This is a genomic window from Duganella levis, from assembly GCF_009857605.1.
Taxonomy (GTDB): domain Bacteria; phylum Pseudomonadota; class Gammaproteobacteria; order Burkholderiales; family Burkholderiaceae_D; genus Rugamonas; species Rugamonas levis.
In genome coordinates this window covers 50,172-69,105 of the sequence record NZ_WWCT01000007.1, presented here as the reverse complement: position 1 = coordinate 69,105, position 18,934 = coordinate 50,172, and the positions used below count along the sequence as shown (strand labels likewise).

Below are 18,934 nucleotides of genomic sequence, written 5' to 3'. Positions count from 1 at the left end.
CGGCTAAATCGTTAGCAGTGCTTTTCTGAATAACGTGGCGACATTACTTCTGATGTGCGCCACGCCCGACCTGGCCGCGCGCCGTCAACCAGCGAATCCTTCCTGCAGGGAGCTGATATAACGCAATACATCACGTGTCCGGCCTTCTGCCGCCAATTCGTGACCAGTCTTGTCATCGAAGGGCGTGAGAGGCGCATCTTTGAACCACAACAGTGCCCGCTCGACACTTTGAGCAATTGCAGTAGCAGCGCTAGTAATTTGAAGGCTTTCGCGTAAATAGCGTTGAACACTTTCGTCGCTCGGCGTCTCGCTGAGCTTTTCCATAGAAATGTGTGCGGCACTAGCCAGCGTCGGTAGATCAAGACTGAATACGCGCGCAAAGCGCATCGGGGATATTGCCCCATCCTCATCAAGAAGAAATGCCTGAAGCTGCTCGAAATCCTGCCCAAAGACAGGGACCGGTTCAGTGTGACCGCTCATTATTCGTCCTTCGCAGATTGTCAATTTGACTTCGACTCCACCACGACCAGATTTTACTCTTGGTTCGAAGACACCATCTTAAAACCATCCACCCTGCTCACCTTGCGGATTTGTTTGGGATGATGGATACTGTATGTATGTACAGTATTATAGCGACAGCCCTCGGACACTTGCCATGCTTTCCCCGCCGCTTCAAATCACCGACGCCGCCAGACAGGCGGGTGCTCTCGCTATGCGGGATGTTTGGCGTGCCAGCGAACTTGCTGTCTCTCGCGCTACCACGATGGTGACGGGTCATGTACAACTTGATCAAGAGCTACCGAACAAAGGATGGCCTCGTTCCGAACTAGTTGAGCTGTTGGTTCAACGCCACGGGATAGGCGAAATGCAACTGCTCAAACCGAGCCTGGCATCCTTGTCGCAGAAGCAGCGGATTGCGTTCGTCCAGCCCCCATATCTGCCGTACTCAATGGCCTGCCGGTCATGGAATATGAACGATAAAAATCTCCTATGGCTGCGCCCCCAAAGCTCAGCCGATGCCCTCTGGTCAGCGGAGCAGATTCTGAAGAATGGCGGCTGTGGTGCTGTGGTCCTTTGGCAGTCCAATGTGCGGCCTGAAGCCTTGAGGCGGTTACATCTTGCCGCTCAGGCCACTGATACCTGGATCTGGCTGATTCGACCATTGGCTTCTGCCGCCGATTCCTCGGTATCGCCGTTGCGTATAGCGCTCAGGCCGGCGCATGGTGGCGTCTCTGCCGACATCATTAAACGACGCGGACCTACTTGCGAAGCGCCTCTTTTCGTTCCACTCATTGACATGCCTGCAGGTCGCCGGCTGTTCGACAAAGACCATGAAGCTCCTATTAAGCGTGCACCTGCCACTACTTCCGCTAGAAGCCTTGCGGCCGCGCTGGTCTGAACCGGGCTCGTTTGCGGTGGTAGATCAAGGGGATGTCATATCCATGTCTCCATCGGCCGCGATGGAGGGCGTGAAGGTGGGCATGCGCAGCGCAGGCGTCGCGGCTGTATCGCCAAACACGATTGTGCTTGAGCGAGCACAGGAGCGCGAAGAGGTGGCGCTCGATGCACTCGCTACGGCCCTGATGCAGTTCACCCCAGAAGTAACTTTTCAGCCGGATTTCTCGGTCTTGCTTGACGTTAGTGCGAGCCTCACGTTGTTTCGCGGCCCCCATGCGCTCTGCGCGCGCGTAACAGCCAGCGTTGAGGCTATGGGGTTGAGCGCGCAGCTTGGCGTTGCGCCAACGGCTGAAGCTGCGTGGCTGCTTGCCCAGAGCTATCGTATGAAAGGGATGATCCTGCGTCGACGTGTACTTTCAATCGCCTCATTGCATCGGCGCCTTGACATGTTGCCATGCAGTCTCGTCCCGGCTGCCGCGCTGTTTCATGATTGGCTAAATGATGTAGGCGCGAAGCGACTGTCGGCACTGCGCCGGTTGCCGCGCGCTGGCCTGTTACGCAGAACCAGCAAGGAATTACTTGCTGCCTTGGATCGAGCATATGGCGAAGCGCCTGAACTGCATGAGTGGATACAGCCGCCTCTGACGTTTAGCGCGAGGCTTGAGACATTTGACCGGATCGAGCATGCCGACGCACTGCTCTACGGGGCAACCAGTCTTATTCTCCAGCTCGTTGGATGGCTTGTAGCACTCCAGCAATCGGTGCGAACATTCGTGATACTCATGGAGCATGAGCGAGGTCGCGCCGCTGTGGCGCCCACTCCGCTTGAAATCGCGCTTGCTGAGCCGGCATGGCATGAGCATCACCTTATTCGCCTGCTGAAGGAGCGCCTGGCGAAGGTTGAGCTGGAACGACCGGTGATCGCCTTACGATTGGAGGTATTGCATGTGGAACCCATGTTGCCGCCAAATGAATCGCTATTCCCTGAACCCGGTGGTTCACCTCAGGATTACACACGCCTATTGGAATTGCTGACCGCACGACTCGGCGCCGAGCACGTCCTCGTCCCGGCGTGCGTCGATGATCACCGTCCTGAGATCTACAATTGCTGGGTGCCGGCCACGACCAAACAACCTAAATCCCAGATTGAGGGAATACTCGGTGGTCGCCCGTTCTGGTTACTGCCAAACCCAATCAAGCTGTTGGTCCGCGGCGAGCGCCCGGTATATATCAGTCAGCTTCAAATTCTTGAAGGGCCGGAGCGACTTGAAGCCGGCTGGTGGAGTGATCAAATCGAGGCGCGCGACTATTACGTCGCCCAATCCACAGACGCCAGTTGCTACTGGATTTATAGAGAACGGATACAAGGTGATGTTCTTTGGTATCTGCACGGACTCTTCGCGTGACCTATGTCTCAGTCTCAATCCTCAATACCGCCGCAAACGGCATCTTTACCTGAGTACGCAGAGCTGCAGTGCCTGACTCATTTTTCTTTTCTTACCGGAGCCTCTGCGCCCGAGCAGCTTGTGGAGCGCGCATATTTTCTTGGTTACAGTGCGCTGGCGATCACGGATGAGTGTTCGCTTGCCGGCGTTGTTCGTGCTCACCTCGCCGCTAAGGAGATCGGTCTCCCGCTTCTGATCGGTAGTCAGGTCGAAGTCACGCCAGAAGGGGGAAGCCCGTCGTTTCGCCTCATCATTCTGGCCATGAACAAGAACGGCTACGGGAACCTGAGCGAGCTCATTACGGTTGGCCGCATGCGTGCCGAGAAAGGCTCGTACCTCCTGCGTCCTCGTGACATCGCTACACCGGTTGGCGACCTGGTGCATTTGCGTGGCCTGCCTGATTGCCAATTCATTCTGGTGCCGAAGTACTGCGCCAACTATGAAGACGTGGAGCAGCAGGCCGCATGGCTTGTGCAGTGTGCACCAGGACGTGCGCGTATCGCGTTGGCACTTCACTACCGCAACAAGGATGCGGCGCATCGTCAGCTTGTTCAAGAGATCTCCGACGAATTCAGTATGCCGGTCGTCGCCACCGGCGATGTGGTCATGCATGTCAGGTCCTATAAGCCGCTTCACGACACGGTGACGGCAATCAGGCATAGCGTCCCGGTTTCGCAGTGCGGCTTTAAGCTACCACCCAACGCCGAGCAGCATATGCGTTCGCGCTTGCGTCTGGCCAATCTTTATCCAAGAGCGGCATTAGGAGAAACTGTACGTTTAGCTAACATGTGCAGCTTCTCGCTCGACGAATTGCGTTATGAATACCCGCATGAGCTGGTACCCCAAGGCGAGACGCCAATTAGCTATCTGCGCAGTGAAGCCTATATCGGGGCCCACTGGCGATTTCCGCAAGGAGTCCCTGCAAACGTGCAAGCACAACTTGAACATGAACTCGACATCATTGCCGACCTTCAGTATGAGTCGTATTTTCTGACGGTATTCGATATTGTGCGGTTCGCGCGAGGCAAACAAATACTTTGTCAGGGCCGCGGCTCGGCTGCTAACAGTGCCGTTTGTTACTGCCTCGGCGTCACGGAAGTGGATCCCTCGCGCGGCACACTCTTGTTCGAAAGGTTCATGTCAAGGGAGCGCAATGAGCCGCCGGACATCGACATTGACTTCGAACATCAGCGCCGCGAGGAAGTGCTTCAATATGTGTATCAAAAATACGGCAGGATGCGTGCCGCACTCACTGCGGTCGTAATCTCCTATCGTCCCAAGTCGGTCTTGCGTGATGTTGGTAAGGCACTCGGCGTGGATCTCAGCATAGTGGAGAAAATTGCCGGCGCCAGCAACTCCTGGGGTGGCCGGGCGGATTTGTTCAGCCGCATGCTCCATTGCGGCTTCGATCCTGAATCAGCAATCGCAGAGAAGTGGAATAGCCTTGCCGATGCGCTGATGGGAGCGCCCCGACACCTTTCTCAGCATCCTGGTGGCTTCGTGATATCGCACACCAAATTGTCTCGGCTTGTACCTATCGAGCCGGCAGCGATGGATGATCGCACAGTGGTTCAATGGGACAAGAACGACCTTGACGCAGTCGGCTTGCTGAAGATTGATCTCTTGGCGTTAGGGATGCTGTCATGCATTCGCCGCACATTGGATCTCGTATCACAGCAGCGTGGTTCGAGATTCGAACTTGGCGATATCCCTGCGGAGGACCAAGCCACCTACGACATGGTATGTAAGGGCGAAACGATGGGGGTCTTCCAAATCGAATCGAGGGCTCAGATGTCGATGCTACCTCGAATGAAACCTCGGACATTTTATGACCTGGTCATTGAGGTTGCCATTATTCGCCCAGGACCGATTCAAGGTGGCATGATTCAGCCTTACATACGGCGGCGCCAAGGTCTGGACGCAGTCACTTACCCAAGCCCGGAAATCCAGGGCGTTCTCGAACGCACCCTTGGTGTGCCAATCTTCCAGGAGCAAGTGATGAGTATCGCAATGGTCGCTGCCGGCTTTTCCGCCGGCAAAGCCGATGCATTACGCCGCGCGATGGCGGCATGGCAGCGCAAGGGAAACCTGGCGCAGTTCGAAGATGACCTGCTCTCAGGAATGCTGGAGCGAGGATACGACGAAAACTTCGCGAAAGGCATAATCGGGCAACTGAAAGGTTTTGCGTCGTACGGTTTTCCGGAGTCTCATGCGCACAGCTTTGCGCTTCTGGCGTATGCCTCGTGCTGGTTGAAGCGGCACGAGCCATCGGCATTTCTTGCGGCACTCCTTAACAGCCAACCGATGGGTTTCTACTCGCGCTCATCGCTAGTCCAGGATGCCAGGAGAAATGGGGTTGAAGTACGCCCCGTTGATGTGAGCATCAGTAACTGGGAAGCGTCTCTTGAAACGGCAACACAAGGCACACAGCCTGCGGTGCGGCTGGGCTTGAATAACGTCAAAGGGCTCAAGCAGGATGCGGCGTGGCGCATTGAAGAGGCGCGCGCGATAAAGCCACTGTCTAGCGCTACAGACCTTGCGGCAAGAGCGACGTTGGATGCTGGCGACATGAATGCGCTCGCGCGCAGTGGCGCACTTAGTTCGTTGTCGGGAAACCGACGCCAAGCTATGTGGCAAGCGAAAGCGAGTGTGCCGGACAAAGGTCTGCTGCGACGGGCTGAAATTGCGGAAGAGCTCGTAGAGCTGGAGGCGCCAACGGAGGCAGAGGACGTTGTAACCGACTACAAGCATCTCGGTCTGACACTACGCAGCCATCCTCTCTCGTTCCTGCGTGAAAAGCTATCTGGCATGCGCTTCGTGCCGAGCGATGTGCTTGCCCACTACCAGAATGGCCAGCTTGCGCGCGGCTGCGGTATCGTAACGGTAAGGCAGCGACCGGGCACCGCCAAGGGAGTGGTATTCATCACGCTTGAAGACGAGGCAGGTACAGTGAACGTGATTTGCTGGTCCAGTATTGTTGACGAGTTCCGACGAGAGGTGATGGGTGCCGAACTACTTGGCGTGTATGGTATCTGGCAGAGCGATAGCGGCGTCACCCATCTGGTCGCAAAGCGTCTTGTTGACCTGAGCAAGATGCTTGGAGAGATTCCGACAAAATCTCGGAATTTTCAATAGCGTTGTCTTGCTCCGTTTGATTGCAAAAACAGCTTAAACTACAAAGCTCGATTACCATCAGAAATTTCGCTCAAGAGGCACCTGGAATTCCGACCGCATATGCACGGGCGTATCTGGCTGGCTGACGAGCAACTCGATACTGGACAGTTCCCGCAACGCCTCAAGCACACTCAAGAAAACGCCGAGGGAAACACCGGGATCGCCGCGCTCAAGGCGTGCGAGCGTTTGCCGGTGAACGCGGCATGTTTTCTCAAGATCGACCAACGTGCGTTTCTGTGCTTGTCTCGCCGCGCGAATACGCTCGCCAAGTCGCTGAGCTGCATTTTGAACATCAAAAGAATTAAAGGTTTGGTTGTGTCGCATGACTCATCATTCCAAGACAGGTAATCATTATGCTATCACCGATGTCGCTTAGATACACCATTCGATCAACGTATGGTGTATCTATGCACCCTTAGCGACGCCGCATTTATTTTGCCAGTTGGTTTCTCCAGAGGAGCTGGGGAGCGCTTTAAACGGTACTTCTTTTCCGGAGATCGACCTGAGCAACTAAAATTGCCTATAGAAGGTTTCTCAGGGGGGAGCGACGGTGACCTCACGGCGAGTCGTCGATAAGACTATATGCCGCCGTCGATAAATCGCGGCTCAATCAAACATTGTTGAAAAGGAGACTCTCTGTGTGCGTCAACTACATCACGGTCAGCCGGCAGATATGTTTCGACTGGTTTCGCACGCCTATTGAGGAGGATCAGGACTGGCGCGAGAATGACATCTACAAGGATCGCAAGGCGCCATTCATCATCCACGACGACCAGGGGCAGCGCAAGGCACTGGTCGGCTCGTACGGATTCGTCCCCCAGCGACACAGACCGCTTAAAAAGCTAACTAAAGAGGAACAAGAAAAGTTCGATCGCGCTGTGCAGCGAGCGATGGAGATGGGCAAGCCCTTACCCAAGCCAAAACGCATCAGAATGGATACGATGAATGCCCGGGCCGAAGAAGTCGGCAGCAAGCTTAACTACAAGCGCTTCTGGCTAGCTCAGCAGCTTTGCATTGTGCCGGCTTTGAATGTCTTTGAGCCGAATTGGGAAACTGGAGCACACGAACGCTGGGCAATCGAGCTTGGTTCAAAAGAGCCCATCGGATTGCCAGGCATGTGGCGGACTTGGCAGGAGGAAGACGGCTCGATCACAAACGCCTTTACGCATTTCACCTTGAATGCCGATCATCATCCACTGCTTCGAAGATTCCATCGCCCTGGTGAAGAAAAGCGTGGCGTAGCGATCCTCCGGCGAGAGCACTATGATGATTGGCTCGGATCGAAAAACCCGGAGTTTGCACGCGCTCTGATCGAGTTATTGCCCGCTGAAGAGCTTTCTTCTTTTGCGGCACCAAAAGAAGAAAGCTCTCATGAGGAAGTTGATGATAGCGGAGATACAGAATCCCCAGTCTTCAAACAGGTGTCCCTGTTCTAGACGCTAGCTGCAGATCAGAGTGGGCTAGATTCCGAGTGCAGCCTTCATCGCCTGGGTACTTTTCGCAATCATTTCATCATATTCTTCCCGCGTGTCTGCAACGAACATCCAGAAGAATTCGTTCGAATCGATGCCCCGCGATTTAGCAATAGCCCGGACGTCACGCATAATTTCAGTACTGCGCAGCTCATTCATGGTGATGCCCAATGCATCTGCTTCACCTTGCTCCAAACTATCGATTCTATCTTTGCTCGATGGGTGCGATTCCAGAAAACGGGCATACGCCTTCTCCATCTGTGCGTCGGTAAATTTCGTCATGCTTTGCTCATCAAATCAACAGGGCCATTTATACATTGCCATCATCGGTGCATGCGATATCCACGGAAATGCCTTTTGAGAAGAGATTTTCCACCAAGGGGTCGCGATCCATCCGAAGAGGTACCAGAGCTAGCTTATCATAGTGACCCGTACATGCTGCGCTGATCGATTCCTAAGTTGATGCACGCCAGCACCTAACAAGAAAGTGAAGAAAAATGCGCCTAGTTTCAATCCTGATCCCGGTCACAATGGCCACGATTTTCAATGCTGCTCATGCGGAGGATTTTCGACCGAACGCACAGCAGGCAGCGCAAATTGGGGCGACTTGCAAAAATTGGCGCCCCATCGCGAAAGGTGTCTATATGTTGAAGTCATCCGGGGAGAAAAAGCCTAAAGCAAACAACTCTCTCCACGCGCGAATCATCGAAGAAATTTATTCGCCAAAATCTTCAGTCGCGAGCGAGGGCATGGCAGAAAGCGCCGGTGAACAGTTTTGCATTCAGGACATGAAGGAGACACTTCGTAATTCGGGACGCGCTAGCCAGCAGTAATCGCGACCGGTCTATGTGTGGTTTAGGTGTAGTGGCTCAGATCGAACCTGACTGGAACTGTCAGATGAGTAGCAATTCTGTATGAGACGCTATCCAGGCTTGCTCAATCAGGCTTGTCACTGGCATCGTGTATTTTCAAACGCTGGGCTACCAAACTCCCGTCCAACCGGTGACATGTTTAGCCATTCTGTGTCTTCAGGCGTAAGAATCAAACGTGCGGGCATCGTTCGCTGTGCCTTTGCCCTACGGTAAAGGATGCGTCGGCGTTTCAGTCCACGATTGTTCATGATTGCTCACTGGTAGTGATCAATGACCTAGGTTGAAAAAAGTTTACACTCCAACTCATCTGACACCCAATGTCACATCAAGTCGTGATCACTACAATTTAGGCTGGTAGCCCCAACTTACAGAGAGGCTCAAGATCTGCACGGCAGACCCAGACTCATACGCCGGCGGATTTGAGAAATTGTTGCTCCGTGACGTGGCAAAGTGCAAACTCACCCTTCCGCTGCGTTTGAACCACTGCGGTACAAACCGCCATCGTTGCAAGATAAAAAATGTGTCCGTCGATGTTGAAGTACACATGTGTCCGAGAGCGCTTCCATTTCTCAATAAATTGCTTGCTGCGGCCATACCAGCTCATCGAATAGAAAGTGGATCCACCGAACTGGAACGGCGACTCCGTACTATATGAACACCGGAACGAGATTGCGTTGAAATTCGTTTCACTATGGATGTGAATGAGCCAGAACATTCGGCCCCGCGCTGAATAAAACACTTCGCGCGCGTCGCGCTCTTTTTCAGAAATGGCAGAGTGCTGCAGTTCGATAGTCGTACCTACGCAACCAGGTAGCTGCAGAAAAACATCCGCCCGGTGGCGTTCTTGCGTCGTTTGGTCGATCATCGGCACCTCGCGCGAGTGTAACGGAAATTTCTCTTTCCAAGCCAAATGCCACTCACCCTCGGGCTCGCTCCAAGGGTCACAGTCACCCGCCTTGTGCCTCCAATGAGCGCGGTTATCGTGAGGTACAACGGCGAGCAAATCGCCCTCGCAGCAATTGCAAATTGTGCGTTCTCCTGTAATGATTGGCTGCCGATAAGCACCACCAATCCATGCATAGAACATTGCCTTCTCCAGTCAATGAATGGCGTCTAAGTCTAGCTGGCCGAAACGCCAGTCGACTGGGAATTGCTGCTCAGGCGCTTGGCGTGATATCGCTGAACCAAAAACACGCTTACTGCAGCAGCAGAGGTGTTGATCAGCCGCGCGTAGTGCTCGTTGATCAAATAAGCACCGGGCTCCTTCCCATGTGCAGTTCCAAAATGCGTCCGCAGCGCACCAATACCTTGGCAAATACTCTTGATGCCGCCAACTACCGACTTCAAGTCAAGATCGGCTTGTTTGTCTTCTGACAGCCCCAGCGCTTTTTCGCACTCGCCAATAAGAGAAGTCATAACTTGTTTCGTCGGCATTGGCGTACCAAGCCCGACCAAAATATGCTTACAAATCGACTCAACGTAACTGCTGCTCTTTGTGATCGATTCAGCCGGGGCGACCGTAATCTGAGTGTGCGCTTCCTTCCAGGCTTTAACTAGGTTTGAATCGAAGGACTGCAGCGTTTCAACAGCGTCGGTATGCACCTGGACCGTTTGAAACTCAAACACTCTTGTCAGTGCCGAAATCGAGGAATCGGTAGATGCTATCAGTGTGTCGAGCGCTAGTTCAAGGCGAGAGGTAAGAGTGGCGATGTTTTCAGGTGTAGCCAGCTTTTCAAGCCATTCTGACGATGTTTTGGCGAGGGCGCGCACGCTATACCCTTGCTCCTCTTCTGGTACTCCATACATCGCCTCCTCACGATCCTGCTCTGTAGTTCGATACGCGACCCTCAGAGTGCTATCTGAAAAGGACAGATAGCCATAAGTGCGCTCGTCAAATGCATATTCCTCAAGTGTTACGTCGGGCGTGTGAGCTCTGATATCAAGTCCGTCGAAAAGCTCTGCCAAACTTTTTTCCAAATCAAACAGATGGGTCGAGAGCACGCTGCGCTTCGACTTCAGGACTTCAGTTTTTTGGCGCAAACGGTCGAGTGGTGTGCTCATGGAACTCCATTTCGGAAAAGACTTGGGATGCTGCGGAACGATTTGCCACTAGACGAACATGGCCTTAATGACATATCGTTTATGCAAAGATATTCTGACACCAAACCTCAACCTGTTACAAGCGGCTAATGGCCACCGAAGAACAAGCGCGCGCGAAGGCGCGATACAAGTGTCCGCCGAGAGGCGTCGGAAAAGCAAAAGGCCCTGCAACGCAGGGCCTTCAATAGATGGGGGCTTGAGCCATTAGGAATTAGTAGCTAGGCTACCTTATCCGGCCGGGTCGCGCCCCGCTTAGACGGTTGGTCAACATTTAGTCAACACACGGAAAATAATATACGCGTTATGCTTCAATTTGTCAATCAGCGTGAAAACATCGCAGTAGTGAGGCTGCTGGAATTCTTGTCTCCGTCCCGTCCTTGGCACCGCTCGCTCTGGGGAATAGGCGTGATCCTGGCGATGGAGGAGCTGTTCGAGGCTTGCGTTGCCATGAGACAGGGGCACCTAAGTGACGGAGCGGTTAGACGCATGGCATCCTCACTCCAGCGGCGCGTCGGTGCACACCCTGCATTCACAGATCAAGAAAAAGCATTCCTGCGTGAACAGGTGCAGCAGGTGCCTCGCGCCGAAGGGGCCTCGCATTTTGGCATTCGCGACCTCTCAAGAAGAGTCGCCGCTGACTACTTGGCGAGATGGGGCCAATGCGTTACCGCAAATCGATTTACACCAGAACACTTTGGTCGCAGCGTTGCAGCCCATCTGCTGGACGCCGGCTTTTCCGGTGCCTATCTGCACAACTTCGTAAAGAGTCGCTTGAAAGCGGCGGCACCGATCACGCTGCCTCAGCTATGCGACGAGCTACAGAATGAAGTGAATGCAAATCCACGCCGAGAGTTTGAGGTACTCCTGGCATTCGTGACTATCCCGAAGTTCCCCAATGGACTGCCGCAGAGCTGGCTGCAAGGCCCAGCAATCACCGCTTGGCTGAAGGAAAACGGATTTGACATCGCGGGCGTGCGCGCGCAGGCCGCGCTCATTTTGAAGGTCCAGGCCCGCGACGTATTTGGCGCCGCGCAGGCCGCACGCAGCGAATCAGACCGCTATGCTGCACGTTCGTTAATTGCAATGGCCGAGCCTTTAAACCGAGTGCCTTGGCTGTGGGTCAAAGGAGCTATAGCTCCAGCATCTCTCAAGGAAGATGCTCGCGGCGTCGGAGTTAAAGAATTGTTCCGCGAGGACCGCGTATTTTCTCCAGACGCCAGTCACAGCGTTGATGCCGCACTGGAACTCTTGGCGCATCTGGAGGGAAGTTCCCCGCCGGCCGCGATCGCGGGCGGCTGGGGTGCGATTGAAGGACTGCTGGCGGACCCAAGCGACCGGGCGTCTGCCGCAGATAATCTTGCGACTCTGGTCACCTGTTCTTTTCCACGCGCGGAACTGACGGCTTTGTCGTATAAGGCGCAGGGCGCCCATCCTCAGGTCTGTAGCGATATCGTCAATGCTGAGACCAACCGCGACCGATGCCGCATTTTGGCCCAGCTCATTATCGATGGCGCATTGCCACGGATGCCCTCGGTTACGGATGAAGCAGCAGTTGACCGCCTCAGAAAGCTACTCGGCAACCCTGGCCCTGAATTGAAGACCATCAGGGATGCTATCGGTGAATCCTTCCACCGGCTCTATCGCCAGCGTAACCTGATACTCCACGGAGGGCGCCTTGATAGCGTCGCTTTGGAGGCGAGCTTACGGACGGTAGCCAAACTGGCGGGCGCTGGCATGGATCGCATTACGCATGGTCATTACGTGCAGAACCTTAAACCGATGGAGCTGGTTGCGAAGGCAAATCTTGGAATTGCTCTAGCGTCGCGCGAAAACGTTCTCGATTGCGTCGATCTTTTGGAAATTAACTGATCTGGAACTGAACGAAAAACTTTCTCAACGAAGAGCTTGAAGATCGCCGCAGGCGATGATTCTCCTCGCAACTATGGCGACGAATAGCAGCATTTGCAGATTGCCAAAGCAAGACTAAGTGCCGCATCTACTGTGCGAAGCCCAAGAGCTCGTCCGAAGGAATATCAGGGGCGTGTCGTTACTTTCCCCATGAAGAAAATGGCACAAACTCGATGTAAATCTTTAAAGATTTACACTGATTTCCCTTGGAGCAGATGACACAAAATTGGTGTAAATCTTTAAAGATTTACACTGACATGAGGTTGATGATGGGCGTTTTCAAGTGCGTCTTATCATCAAACAGCTCTAGTTTCAGCCCCAGAAAAATCTAAAAATACGGGACGCTTTTGACGATCACAGATGACGGTGACGTGTCTTGGCAGCAATAACCAAGCGCTCCGATCTACCACGGGGCGCCACCACCACCTCGCGCGTAGGCGGAAAGAAGTGCCCCCGATGATGACGCTCATTCTATCGGTGGCCACTTCCATAACGACTCTAGAAATCCATCGTACAGTATGCGAAGGTCCTCCCTGCTCAAAGGACGGGAAGCAGTCACGACTATTCCAAGATTGGCCAATTCGTTTCGAATATGGACGCATCTAATGGAGTAATCAAAATCCTCCCAATTAATATTGGGGGAATGACCGCCTAAGTCGATTTTGAAAACCCTTTCAATAAAAAGGTTAAAAATGATCGGCCTAACGGATTCCGGAATGTCTGGCCCCATTAATATCAATATATAGAATATTGATAGTTTTAATTTCGCTGCAGTTTCATCAAGAGAAATATTTGGATCGGAATGGCACTTTATTCCAGAGCAATTAAGCATGAATAGTATTACGAGGGCTGCGAGACTATCGAGTCCAAATCTTCGTAACAACATTCTGTGTGTGCTCTCCCGTTCTTGTATTTGAGTTTGATTATTAGGATTTTTTATTGCGAATTGAACTTCTGTATCTAACTTTCCGACCAACCGCGCAGCTAGATCCTGGAAATCGCTGCTAGGGCGAAGAGCCACCCATAGCACGTGGTCGATGACGTAAGTGGACTCTGGACTGAGCTTGTCTGCAAGTTGGATCAACGCCCTTTGAGGCACGCGGAAGCCGTGGGCGTAGGTGGCAAACCGACTACCGTTTTTTTCACCTTGGTTGTTGATCGTATTCAAAACAGTACGCTCAACTTTGGTTGGACGTGCAGATCCGATCGCCCGTGCTATGAGTTGAAACCAGTAGATTGTACGAACTGGGTCAACCATTTCATCGCGCTTCGCTTTCCGTTGTTTATTCATCGAAAAATCGTCAGTTTATGCTAACAGAACTGATTCGCGCCACTAAAACTATAAATCTCGATGATATTTAAGCTGGCTGAGAACGAAAATTCACTTATCAGAGGATGGAAATTCTCTGCGCAACATAGAAAAAACCTACGACTTTAGCCGTAATGTATGGGTTACATTTATCAATCCATTTGATTAATATACCAACTTGGGTATATCTTCTAAACATACACGCGCGACTGAATGCGACTACCTTGAATACAGCAAACGTGGAAGCAAGCTTTCTGCGGAAAAAGCATGCTGAAGCCGAATGGCGCGGCATCGGATAAATCATCAGGCCACCCATGTCTTCAAAGATATTGACCATGCCGGATACAAGCGAACTACTCATACTGGAACTCGAACGCGAGCTCACGCTCCTGCACGGCCCGCTAATGACGGGCTGTAGCCTTTGCGCTGCGCTGGGTTACTGTTCCAGTGCAGCCCTCAGACAAGCAGTCTTGAGAGGGACCGCGCCAATTCCAATCTTTCCGATTGAGAGAAGGAAGGGGCGGTTCGCGTTGACAAAGGATGTAGCGCGGTGGATCGCACGACAACGGGAACGTGCTGTTCAGCAGCACATCATCGAGTAAAGCAAACTCTAGGTATGGAGGACGTATGACATAGACGTCAGGAAAACGCAAAAGCGACGGGAAAAGAAAAACCCCGAGAGCGGGAACTCTACGGGGCTTTAGACTACTTGGGTAACACTACGCACCCAGTATCTTCCTTCTCCCTTTTATTGTCAACGAACGCTACGTCTGACTTCGGCCAGGCGCGGGCTCGCTTTACGTCGCGAAGTTCATAGAGCTGACTTCGAGGCGGGGCGTCACGTACTTACGCGAGATAGGAGAACTTCATGGGACTCAGATTTACTTTAAGCGTTTTAGATCGATTTGCAAGATTAGGGCGCGGCACAGGTACCTACACCGATTACACACCATGGCACCGCGTGTCGCGCGCAGATCCTTCCAGCAGAGGTCGATCGCATCTCCTGAAATGGGGCGATCGACATCGTGAGCTCCTTTCTGACTTGGAACTTGTAGCATTTTTCTTCTCCACAATGCACCCAGACGTCACGGATATCCGGGAGCAATTCCCGCTTAGCATCGAATATAGAGGCCACGAACTCAACAAGTATCAGGTGGGGTACGCTGATCTCGACTTCCCAGGCACTTTGGAAATTTGCAAACAGCTTGATGTAAAACATCCCGTTGTTTATGGCTCCCCTGGGGTAAGTGCGGAGTGGGTTATGACAACAGACCTACTCTTGACGCTAAAGGACGCGCACGGCAAATGGAGTTTGTTGGCGGTGTCAGTTAAACCGAGTTTGCCTACGGAAGGTTCACGGTCATGGCAGCTATTGAATATTGAGCGTGAGTACTGGCAACGCCGCAGAGTTTGCTGGCTCCTAATCACGCCAGACCAGTACGATGCACTCGTTGCTGACGCTCTTAAAGGTACCTTCAGCTGGGCCTGGAGCGAGACTTGCGACCAAGCCCTACTGAATTGGCTAACTGAACATGAATTGGAATTTGATGGCGCTAATCTCACTAAGATTCTGCGGTATGCCGCTTCAGAAGGAAATGATCGCGAAGGCATAAGAACAGCATTGTGGCATGGCATATGGAAGGGGAAATTATTGTTCGATTTGCGGCGCGGCTGGCGTCCATCGGATCCATTCATCCGCGTCACCAGTGAAGAATTTTTAGCTCACAACCCAATCGTGTCTGGGAGGTCAGCATGGAAGGTTTGAGCCATAACCAGACGTTCCAGATAGAGGACGGAGACCTGGCTGGGATATACCGCGTCGTCGTCAATGATATAGCTGGGCGTCTTGCCGGCGTTGTGCGTCTTGATGCCCACATCGGTTCAAGCGACAACGATCTGGAAACATCGGAGAGCGCAGGCCCAACAATGCGCCGGCGAGGACTCACGCTCACTGGGAAATTACAGTGGTTTGAACATTCTGAGTTGGCCGAGCTGAAGAGACTTGGTCTGTTGTCCACTATTGAACTCGCCCGGGAAAATTTCGAAGACTCGCCAACGGATGACGCCATATTGGAGCGTCGGAAAAATATGATGGCGAGGTTTCTCCATTTCGACACATTAATGCGGACAATCCGTGAAACTGGCTCTATCGCACCGCTCGTTTCAGATACATTGCGAGAACATGGGGGGAGCAAAAGTAATGTCTATAAGCTCTGGGCTTTACTTTGCCGATTTGGATTTTCCGCCGACAGTCTTCGCTCACGGATGGATCGTTGCGGCGCACCTGGTGTCCATCGCCACTGTAGCGTTGGGGGACGGCAAAAGAACGGACGAAAGACAAACGCTGAGAGAGTTGCGATCCGAACTGGCGAGCCGATACCACGACCGCAGCCGGGGATGACCGAAGAGTGGCGCCAATTAATTTTGATCGAAGATAGCAAGATTCCTTCACCGAAGCCGCAGTTCATCAAACGCTTCGACGACATAATGAAAGGCTTCCGCAGGTATTTTCGTGATGATGGCAACACGCTCACGCCGCGACCTCTTGAGATGGGTGAGTATCCGAATCAAGATCAGGTTCGCCGGGTATTAACCGTCGACATTCCAGTACTCGAACGGATTCGCCAAAAGACAACGGCAGGACATTATGCTCTGCACCACCGACCTTTGAAGAACACTAACTGGAAAGGGGTGTCCGGCCCCGGCCACACATGGGCAATAGACTCCACTATTGCGGACATGTACCTTAGATCCAGCATCAACAGAGCATGGCATATCGGGAGACCTATCGTGTATGTCATGGTCGACGTATGGTCGACTGCGGTTGTCGGCTTCTACGTGTGCCTACGAGGGCCAAGTTGGGAGATGGCTAAAGTAGCAATCTTCAACGCTACAGCGGATTCTAGGTTGTTTGGAGATCTTTGGAAGTTTGCGCCGGTTGAAAGCCTATACCCACGTCCGGCCATGCCAGCAATCATACTCAGCGACCGAGGCGAATATCTCAGTTACGCAGCGAAGGAAACAGCGTTTGACCTAATTGACAACTTGAGTATAGCCGCGCCGTATCGTCCGGACTGGAAAGGCTGCGTTGAGGTAATTCATCGCATTGAAAAGGATCACCAGTTTTGGGTGCCAGGTGCAATTGACGCAAGAAGGAAGGAGTACGAACTGCGAAAGTTTGACCCCCGAAAGGCGATTTTCACCATTGCCGAGTACACGCACTACTTATACAACGTCTTCAGAAAATACAACCTGACTGCAGACCGAAGACACCGCTTGGATACCCATATGATTGCCGAAGACATTCCTGCGACACCAGCAGGTCTGTGGAGGTGGGGGCACGAAATAGGGATAGGGACTGAGCGGAAGTTTGACCGAGAAAAGCTTATCGAAAAACTTCTCGTTCCCGGTCAGGCTACAGTCCGGAGAAACGGCATCTTTTTCAACAATCTCGCATATGAGTCTGAACTGGTCAGTACATCAAAATGGCTTGGCGAAGCACGCAATGTCGGGAGATGGTCTGTCGATTGCCACCATTACCCAGGCTCTGTGTCGCGTATCTGGATACCCGACACAATCAAAGGCGCCGGCCGCCTAGAGCTGACTCTCAGCCAGCAGACTACCGCATCGGCAGATCAGACCTTCGAAGAAGTCGAGGATGCGAGGATGTATCAGTCGCTAAAACGGCGAGACGAAAAGCATAATGCTATGCAAACGCGCATGGAGGTAAATGACGAAAATGAAGCGCTCGTGGCCAAAGCCCGCGCCGCAACCGCCGCTGCCTGCAAGGATCAAATGCGCGATAAGCCTTCGCAATCGGAAGCTCGCAGCATGGAGACCGAGATGGCAAAGGACGAAGCAACGGTGAGTCCTCCACTCGCTGAATCTCAAACGCATCAATCGAACCACGTGCAGATACGTAAGGCTGTTTTGGCCGCCAAACAAAACGAACGGAGGGCATCATGAACACTCAACTCAAACTGTATGACCAAAACATTTTGATCGATCGCATGCCACAACTGCTAAATCGTGAGCAGACAATGGACCGCTTAACGTATTTGCCGCCGATGCCGAAGAACGTTGAAGCTATACCACGTCACGAACGACTACATCACATGTTGGTACTTCAGGAACTCCACATTGCGTCTGATACTGAGCTTCAATTGAGTGATGCCATCGACCTTATTATTCGCGGTAACTACCGAACCCTGGACCCTCGTCTTCCGGAAACATGGGCACACATTTCTGAGGAAACTGACTCAGTCCGGCGCCCGCGGCCACCAGCAATGAGCGCCTCAATGACTGGCCCAGCGGGCACCGGTAAAACCACGAGCATACAGCACAAATTGTGTTCATTTGAGCAGACGATAATGCATGAGAAATTTCCGGGATCCTCAAGACCCTTCAAGCAGTTAGTCTATCTCTCTGTTGAAGTACCTGCGTCGGGAAAAGCGAAAGATCTTGCGGCGAGACTGATGTACGAAATGGATCGAGTGTGCGGTGAAGACCGGTTCAGCTCTGTGCTATCACGAGAGGCTGGTACATCCACAGGCAGGCAGTTGTTGGAACGCTGGAGGCGCGCAGCGAAGAGCAGCTTTCTCGGCTTACTTCATCTTGATGAGATCCAAAATTTGTTCAAGATACCAACACTGGCGACCCGTCGCTCAAAAAAAGCCAGTGACGATGAGATTCCGAATCTTGCTATTGTCGAGGACGAAACTCTTCGAGCACTGCTTGGATTCATGAACGGCGGTATCCCGCTACTGATATCGGGAACATTAGACGGTTTTTCTGCTTTGAATTCGCGGCTTTCCACATCTCAACGAATCATGTTCGCTGGGAGGCATCAGCTCAATCCCTACCGGACCATCCAGGATGAGTTCTACCAAACATTGCTGGAGACCCTGCTTAATTACCAGTACGTTTCGAGACGACTTGAGTATAGCGAAGCGCTCGCGACGCTCATTCTGGAACTAACTGGAGGAATAGTTCGAATGATCATTGCTCTTTGGTTCTTGGCACACCGAGTGGCCTTCGATCGAGGAAGCGGCGATGAGCTCAGGGTAGAAGATTTTAAGTATGCGGCTGATATATATATAGCGCCCTTAAAGTCCGGCCTCGACGCTGCACGCTCAAATGATCCAGCGAGGATGCGTAATTTCTCCGATCTGAGGGCGACGGAGAACTTCTTCTGGACACCGAACTAAAGCATGTGAGCTTACTAAAGTGAGCAGAGGCGGATAACTTTCAATCGGA

The 18,934-nt window shown here is 52.7% G+C and carries 15 protein-coding genes; 9 read left to right on the top strand and 6 right to left on the bottom strand.

Annotation, left to right across the window (positions count from 1 at the left end; all coding sequences use genetic code 11):
• Window positions 1-84 precede the first annotated feature (84 nt).
• Window positions 85-480, bottom strand: coding sequence for a DUF2384 domain-containing protein (locus GTP69_RS11115; RefSeq protein WP_161054967.1), 396 nt, complete (start codon window positions 478-480; stop codon window positions 85-87).
• Between the two features lie 133 nt (window positions 481-613).
• Between GTP69_RS11115 and imuA the strand changes: the two genes are divergently transcribed.
• Genes imuA through GTP69_RS11100 form a run of 3 tightly spaced genes read left to right on the top strand, consistent with a single transcriptional unit; the run spans window position 614 to window position 5,978 of the window.
• A complete protein-coding gene (imuA, locus tag GTP69_RS11110) occupies window positions 614-1,399 on the top strand; it encodes a translesion DNA synthesis-associated protein ImuA (protein WP_308494425.1) in 786 nt (261 codons plus the stop codon).
• Window positions 1,332-2,804 (top strand): Y-family DNA polymerase, encoded by a 1,473-nt coding sequence (locus GTP69_RS11105; protein ID WP_161054965.1) that lies wholly within the window; start codon window positions 1,332-1,334, stop codon window positions 2,802-2,804. Before imuA ends, GTP69_RS11105 begins: the two co-directional genes overlap by 68 nt.
• Before the next feature lie 3 nt (window positions 2,805-2,807).
• Entirely contained in the window at window positions 2,808-5,978 is a 3,171-nt protein-coding gene (locus tag GTP69_RS11100; RefSeq protein WP_161054964.1) for an error-prone DNA polymerase, read from the top strand.
• A 57-nt stretch (window positions 5,979-6,035) separates the two neighbouring features.
• On the opposite strand, the gene GTP69_RS11095 is transcribed toward GTP69_RS11100, so the two are convergent.
• Window positions 6,036-6,341, bottom strand: a complete 306-nt coding sequence (locus GTP69_RS11095; RefSeq protein ID WP_161054963.1) for a helix-turn-helix domain-containing protein — start codon at window positions 6,339-6,341, stop codon at window positions 6,036-6,038.
• 314 nt (window positions 6,342-6,655) lie between these two features.
• On the opposite strand from GTP69_RS11095, the gene GTP69_RS11090 reads away from it, so the two are divergent.
• Window positions 6,656-7,453 (top strand): SOS response-associated peptidase family protein, encoded by a 798-nt coding sequence (locus tag GTP69_RS11090; protein WP_161054962.1) that lies wholly within the window; start codon window positions 6,656-6,658, stop codon window positions 7,451-7,453.
• Window positions 7,454-7,477: 24 nt separating this feature from the next.
• On the opposite strand, the gene GTP69_RS11085 is transcribed toward GTP69_RS11090, so the two are convergent.
• On the bottom strand, window positions 7,478-7,771 hold the full coding sequence (locus tag GTP69_RS11085; RefSeq protein WP_161054961.1) for a DUF6388 family protein: 294 nt from the start codon (window positions 7,769-7,771) through the stop codon (window positions 7,478-7,480).
• 215 nt (window positions 7,772-7,986) lie between these two features.
• Here GTP69_RS11085 and GTP69_RS11080 point away from each other — a divergent pair, with 215 nt between their 5' ends.
• Window positions 7,987-8,322, top strand: a complete 336-nt coding sequence (locus GTP69_RS11080) for a hypothetical protein (RefSeq protein WP_161054960.1) — start codon at window positions 7,987-7,989, stop codon at window positions 8,320-8,322.
• A 442-nt stretch (window positions 8,323-8,764) separates the two neighbouring features.
• Here the strand turns inward: GTP69_RS11080 and GTP69_RS11075 are convergent, their stop codons facing one another.
• Both GTP69_RS11075 and GTP69_RS11070 read right to left on the bottom strand, forming a co-directional pair.
• Window positions 8,765-9,448, bottom strand: a complete 684-nt coding sequence (locus GTP69_RS11075; protein ID WP_161054959.1) for a competence protein CoiA family protein — start codon at window positions 9,446-9,448, stop codon at window positions 8,765-8,767.
• Between the two features lie 32 nt (window positions 9,449-9,480).
• On the bottom strand, window positions 9,481-10,422 hold the full coding sequence (locus GTP69_RS11070) for an abortive infection family protein (protein ID WP_161054958.1): 942 nt from the start codon (window positions 10,420-10,422) through the stop codon (window positions 9,481-9,483).
• Between the two features lie 342 nt (window positions 10,423-10,764).
• Here GTP69_RS11070 and GTP69_RS11065 point away from each other — a divergent pair, with 342 nt between their 5' ends.
• Window positions 10,765-12,330 carry an integrase gene (locus tag GTP69_RS11065; RefSeq protein ID WP_161054957.1) on the top strand — a complete coding sequence of 522 codons (1,566 nt, stop codon included), beginning with the start codon at window positions 10,765-10,767 and terminating at the stop codon, window positions 12,328-12,330.
• 505 nt (window positions 12,331-12,835) lie between these two features.
• Here the strand turns inward: GTP69_RS11065 and GTP69_RS11060 are convergent.
• A complete protein-coding gene (locus GTP69_RS11060) occupies window positions 12,836-13,660 on the bottom strand; it encodes a hypothetical protein (RefSeq protein ID WP_161054956.1) in 825 nt (274 codons plus the stop codon).
• Window positions 13,661-14,546: 886 nt separating this feature from the next.
• Between GTP69_RS11060 and GTP69_RS11055 the strand changes: the two genes are divergently transcribed.
• From GTP69_RS11055 to GTP69_RS11045, 3 genes are read left to right on the top strand one after another with little or no spacing between them, the layout of a single operon-like run.
• The gene (locus tag GTP69_RS11055) at window positions 14,547-15,443 is read left to right on the top strand and encodes a TnsA endonuclease N-terminal domain-containing protein (RefSeq protein WP_161054955.1); all 897 of its coding nucleotides are present in this window, start codon (window positions 14,547-14,549) and stop codon (window positions 15,441-15,443) included.
• Entirely contained in the window at window positions 15,431-17,644 is a 2,214-nt protein-coding gene (locus GTP69_RS11050; RefSeq protein WP_161054954.1) for a TnsB C-terminal domain-containing protein, read from the top strand. Before GTP69_RS11055 ends, GTP69_RS11050 begins: the two co-directional genes overlap by 13 nt.
• Window positions 17,641-18,885: an ATP-binding protein gene (locus tag GTP69_RS11045; RefSeq protein WP_161054953.1), complete on the top strand. Its 1,245-nt coding sequence runs from the start codon at window positions 17,641-17,643 to the stop codon at window positions 18,883-18,885. The genes GTP69_RS11050 and GTP69_RS11045 overlap by 4 nt, the downstream gene beginning before the upstream one ends.
• Window positions 18,886-18,934 lie beyond the last annotated feature (49 nt).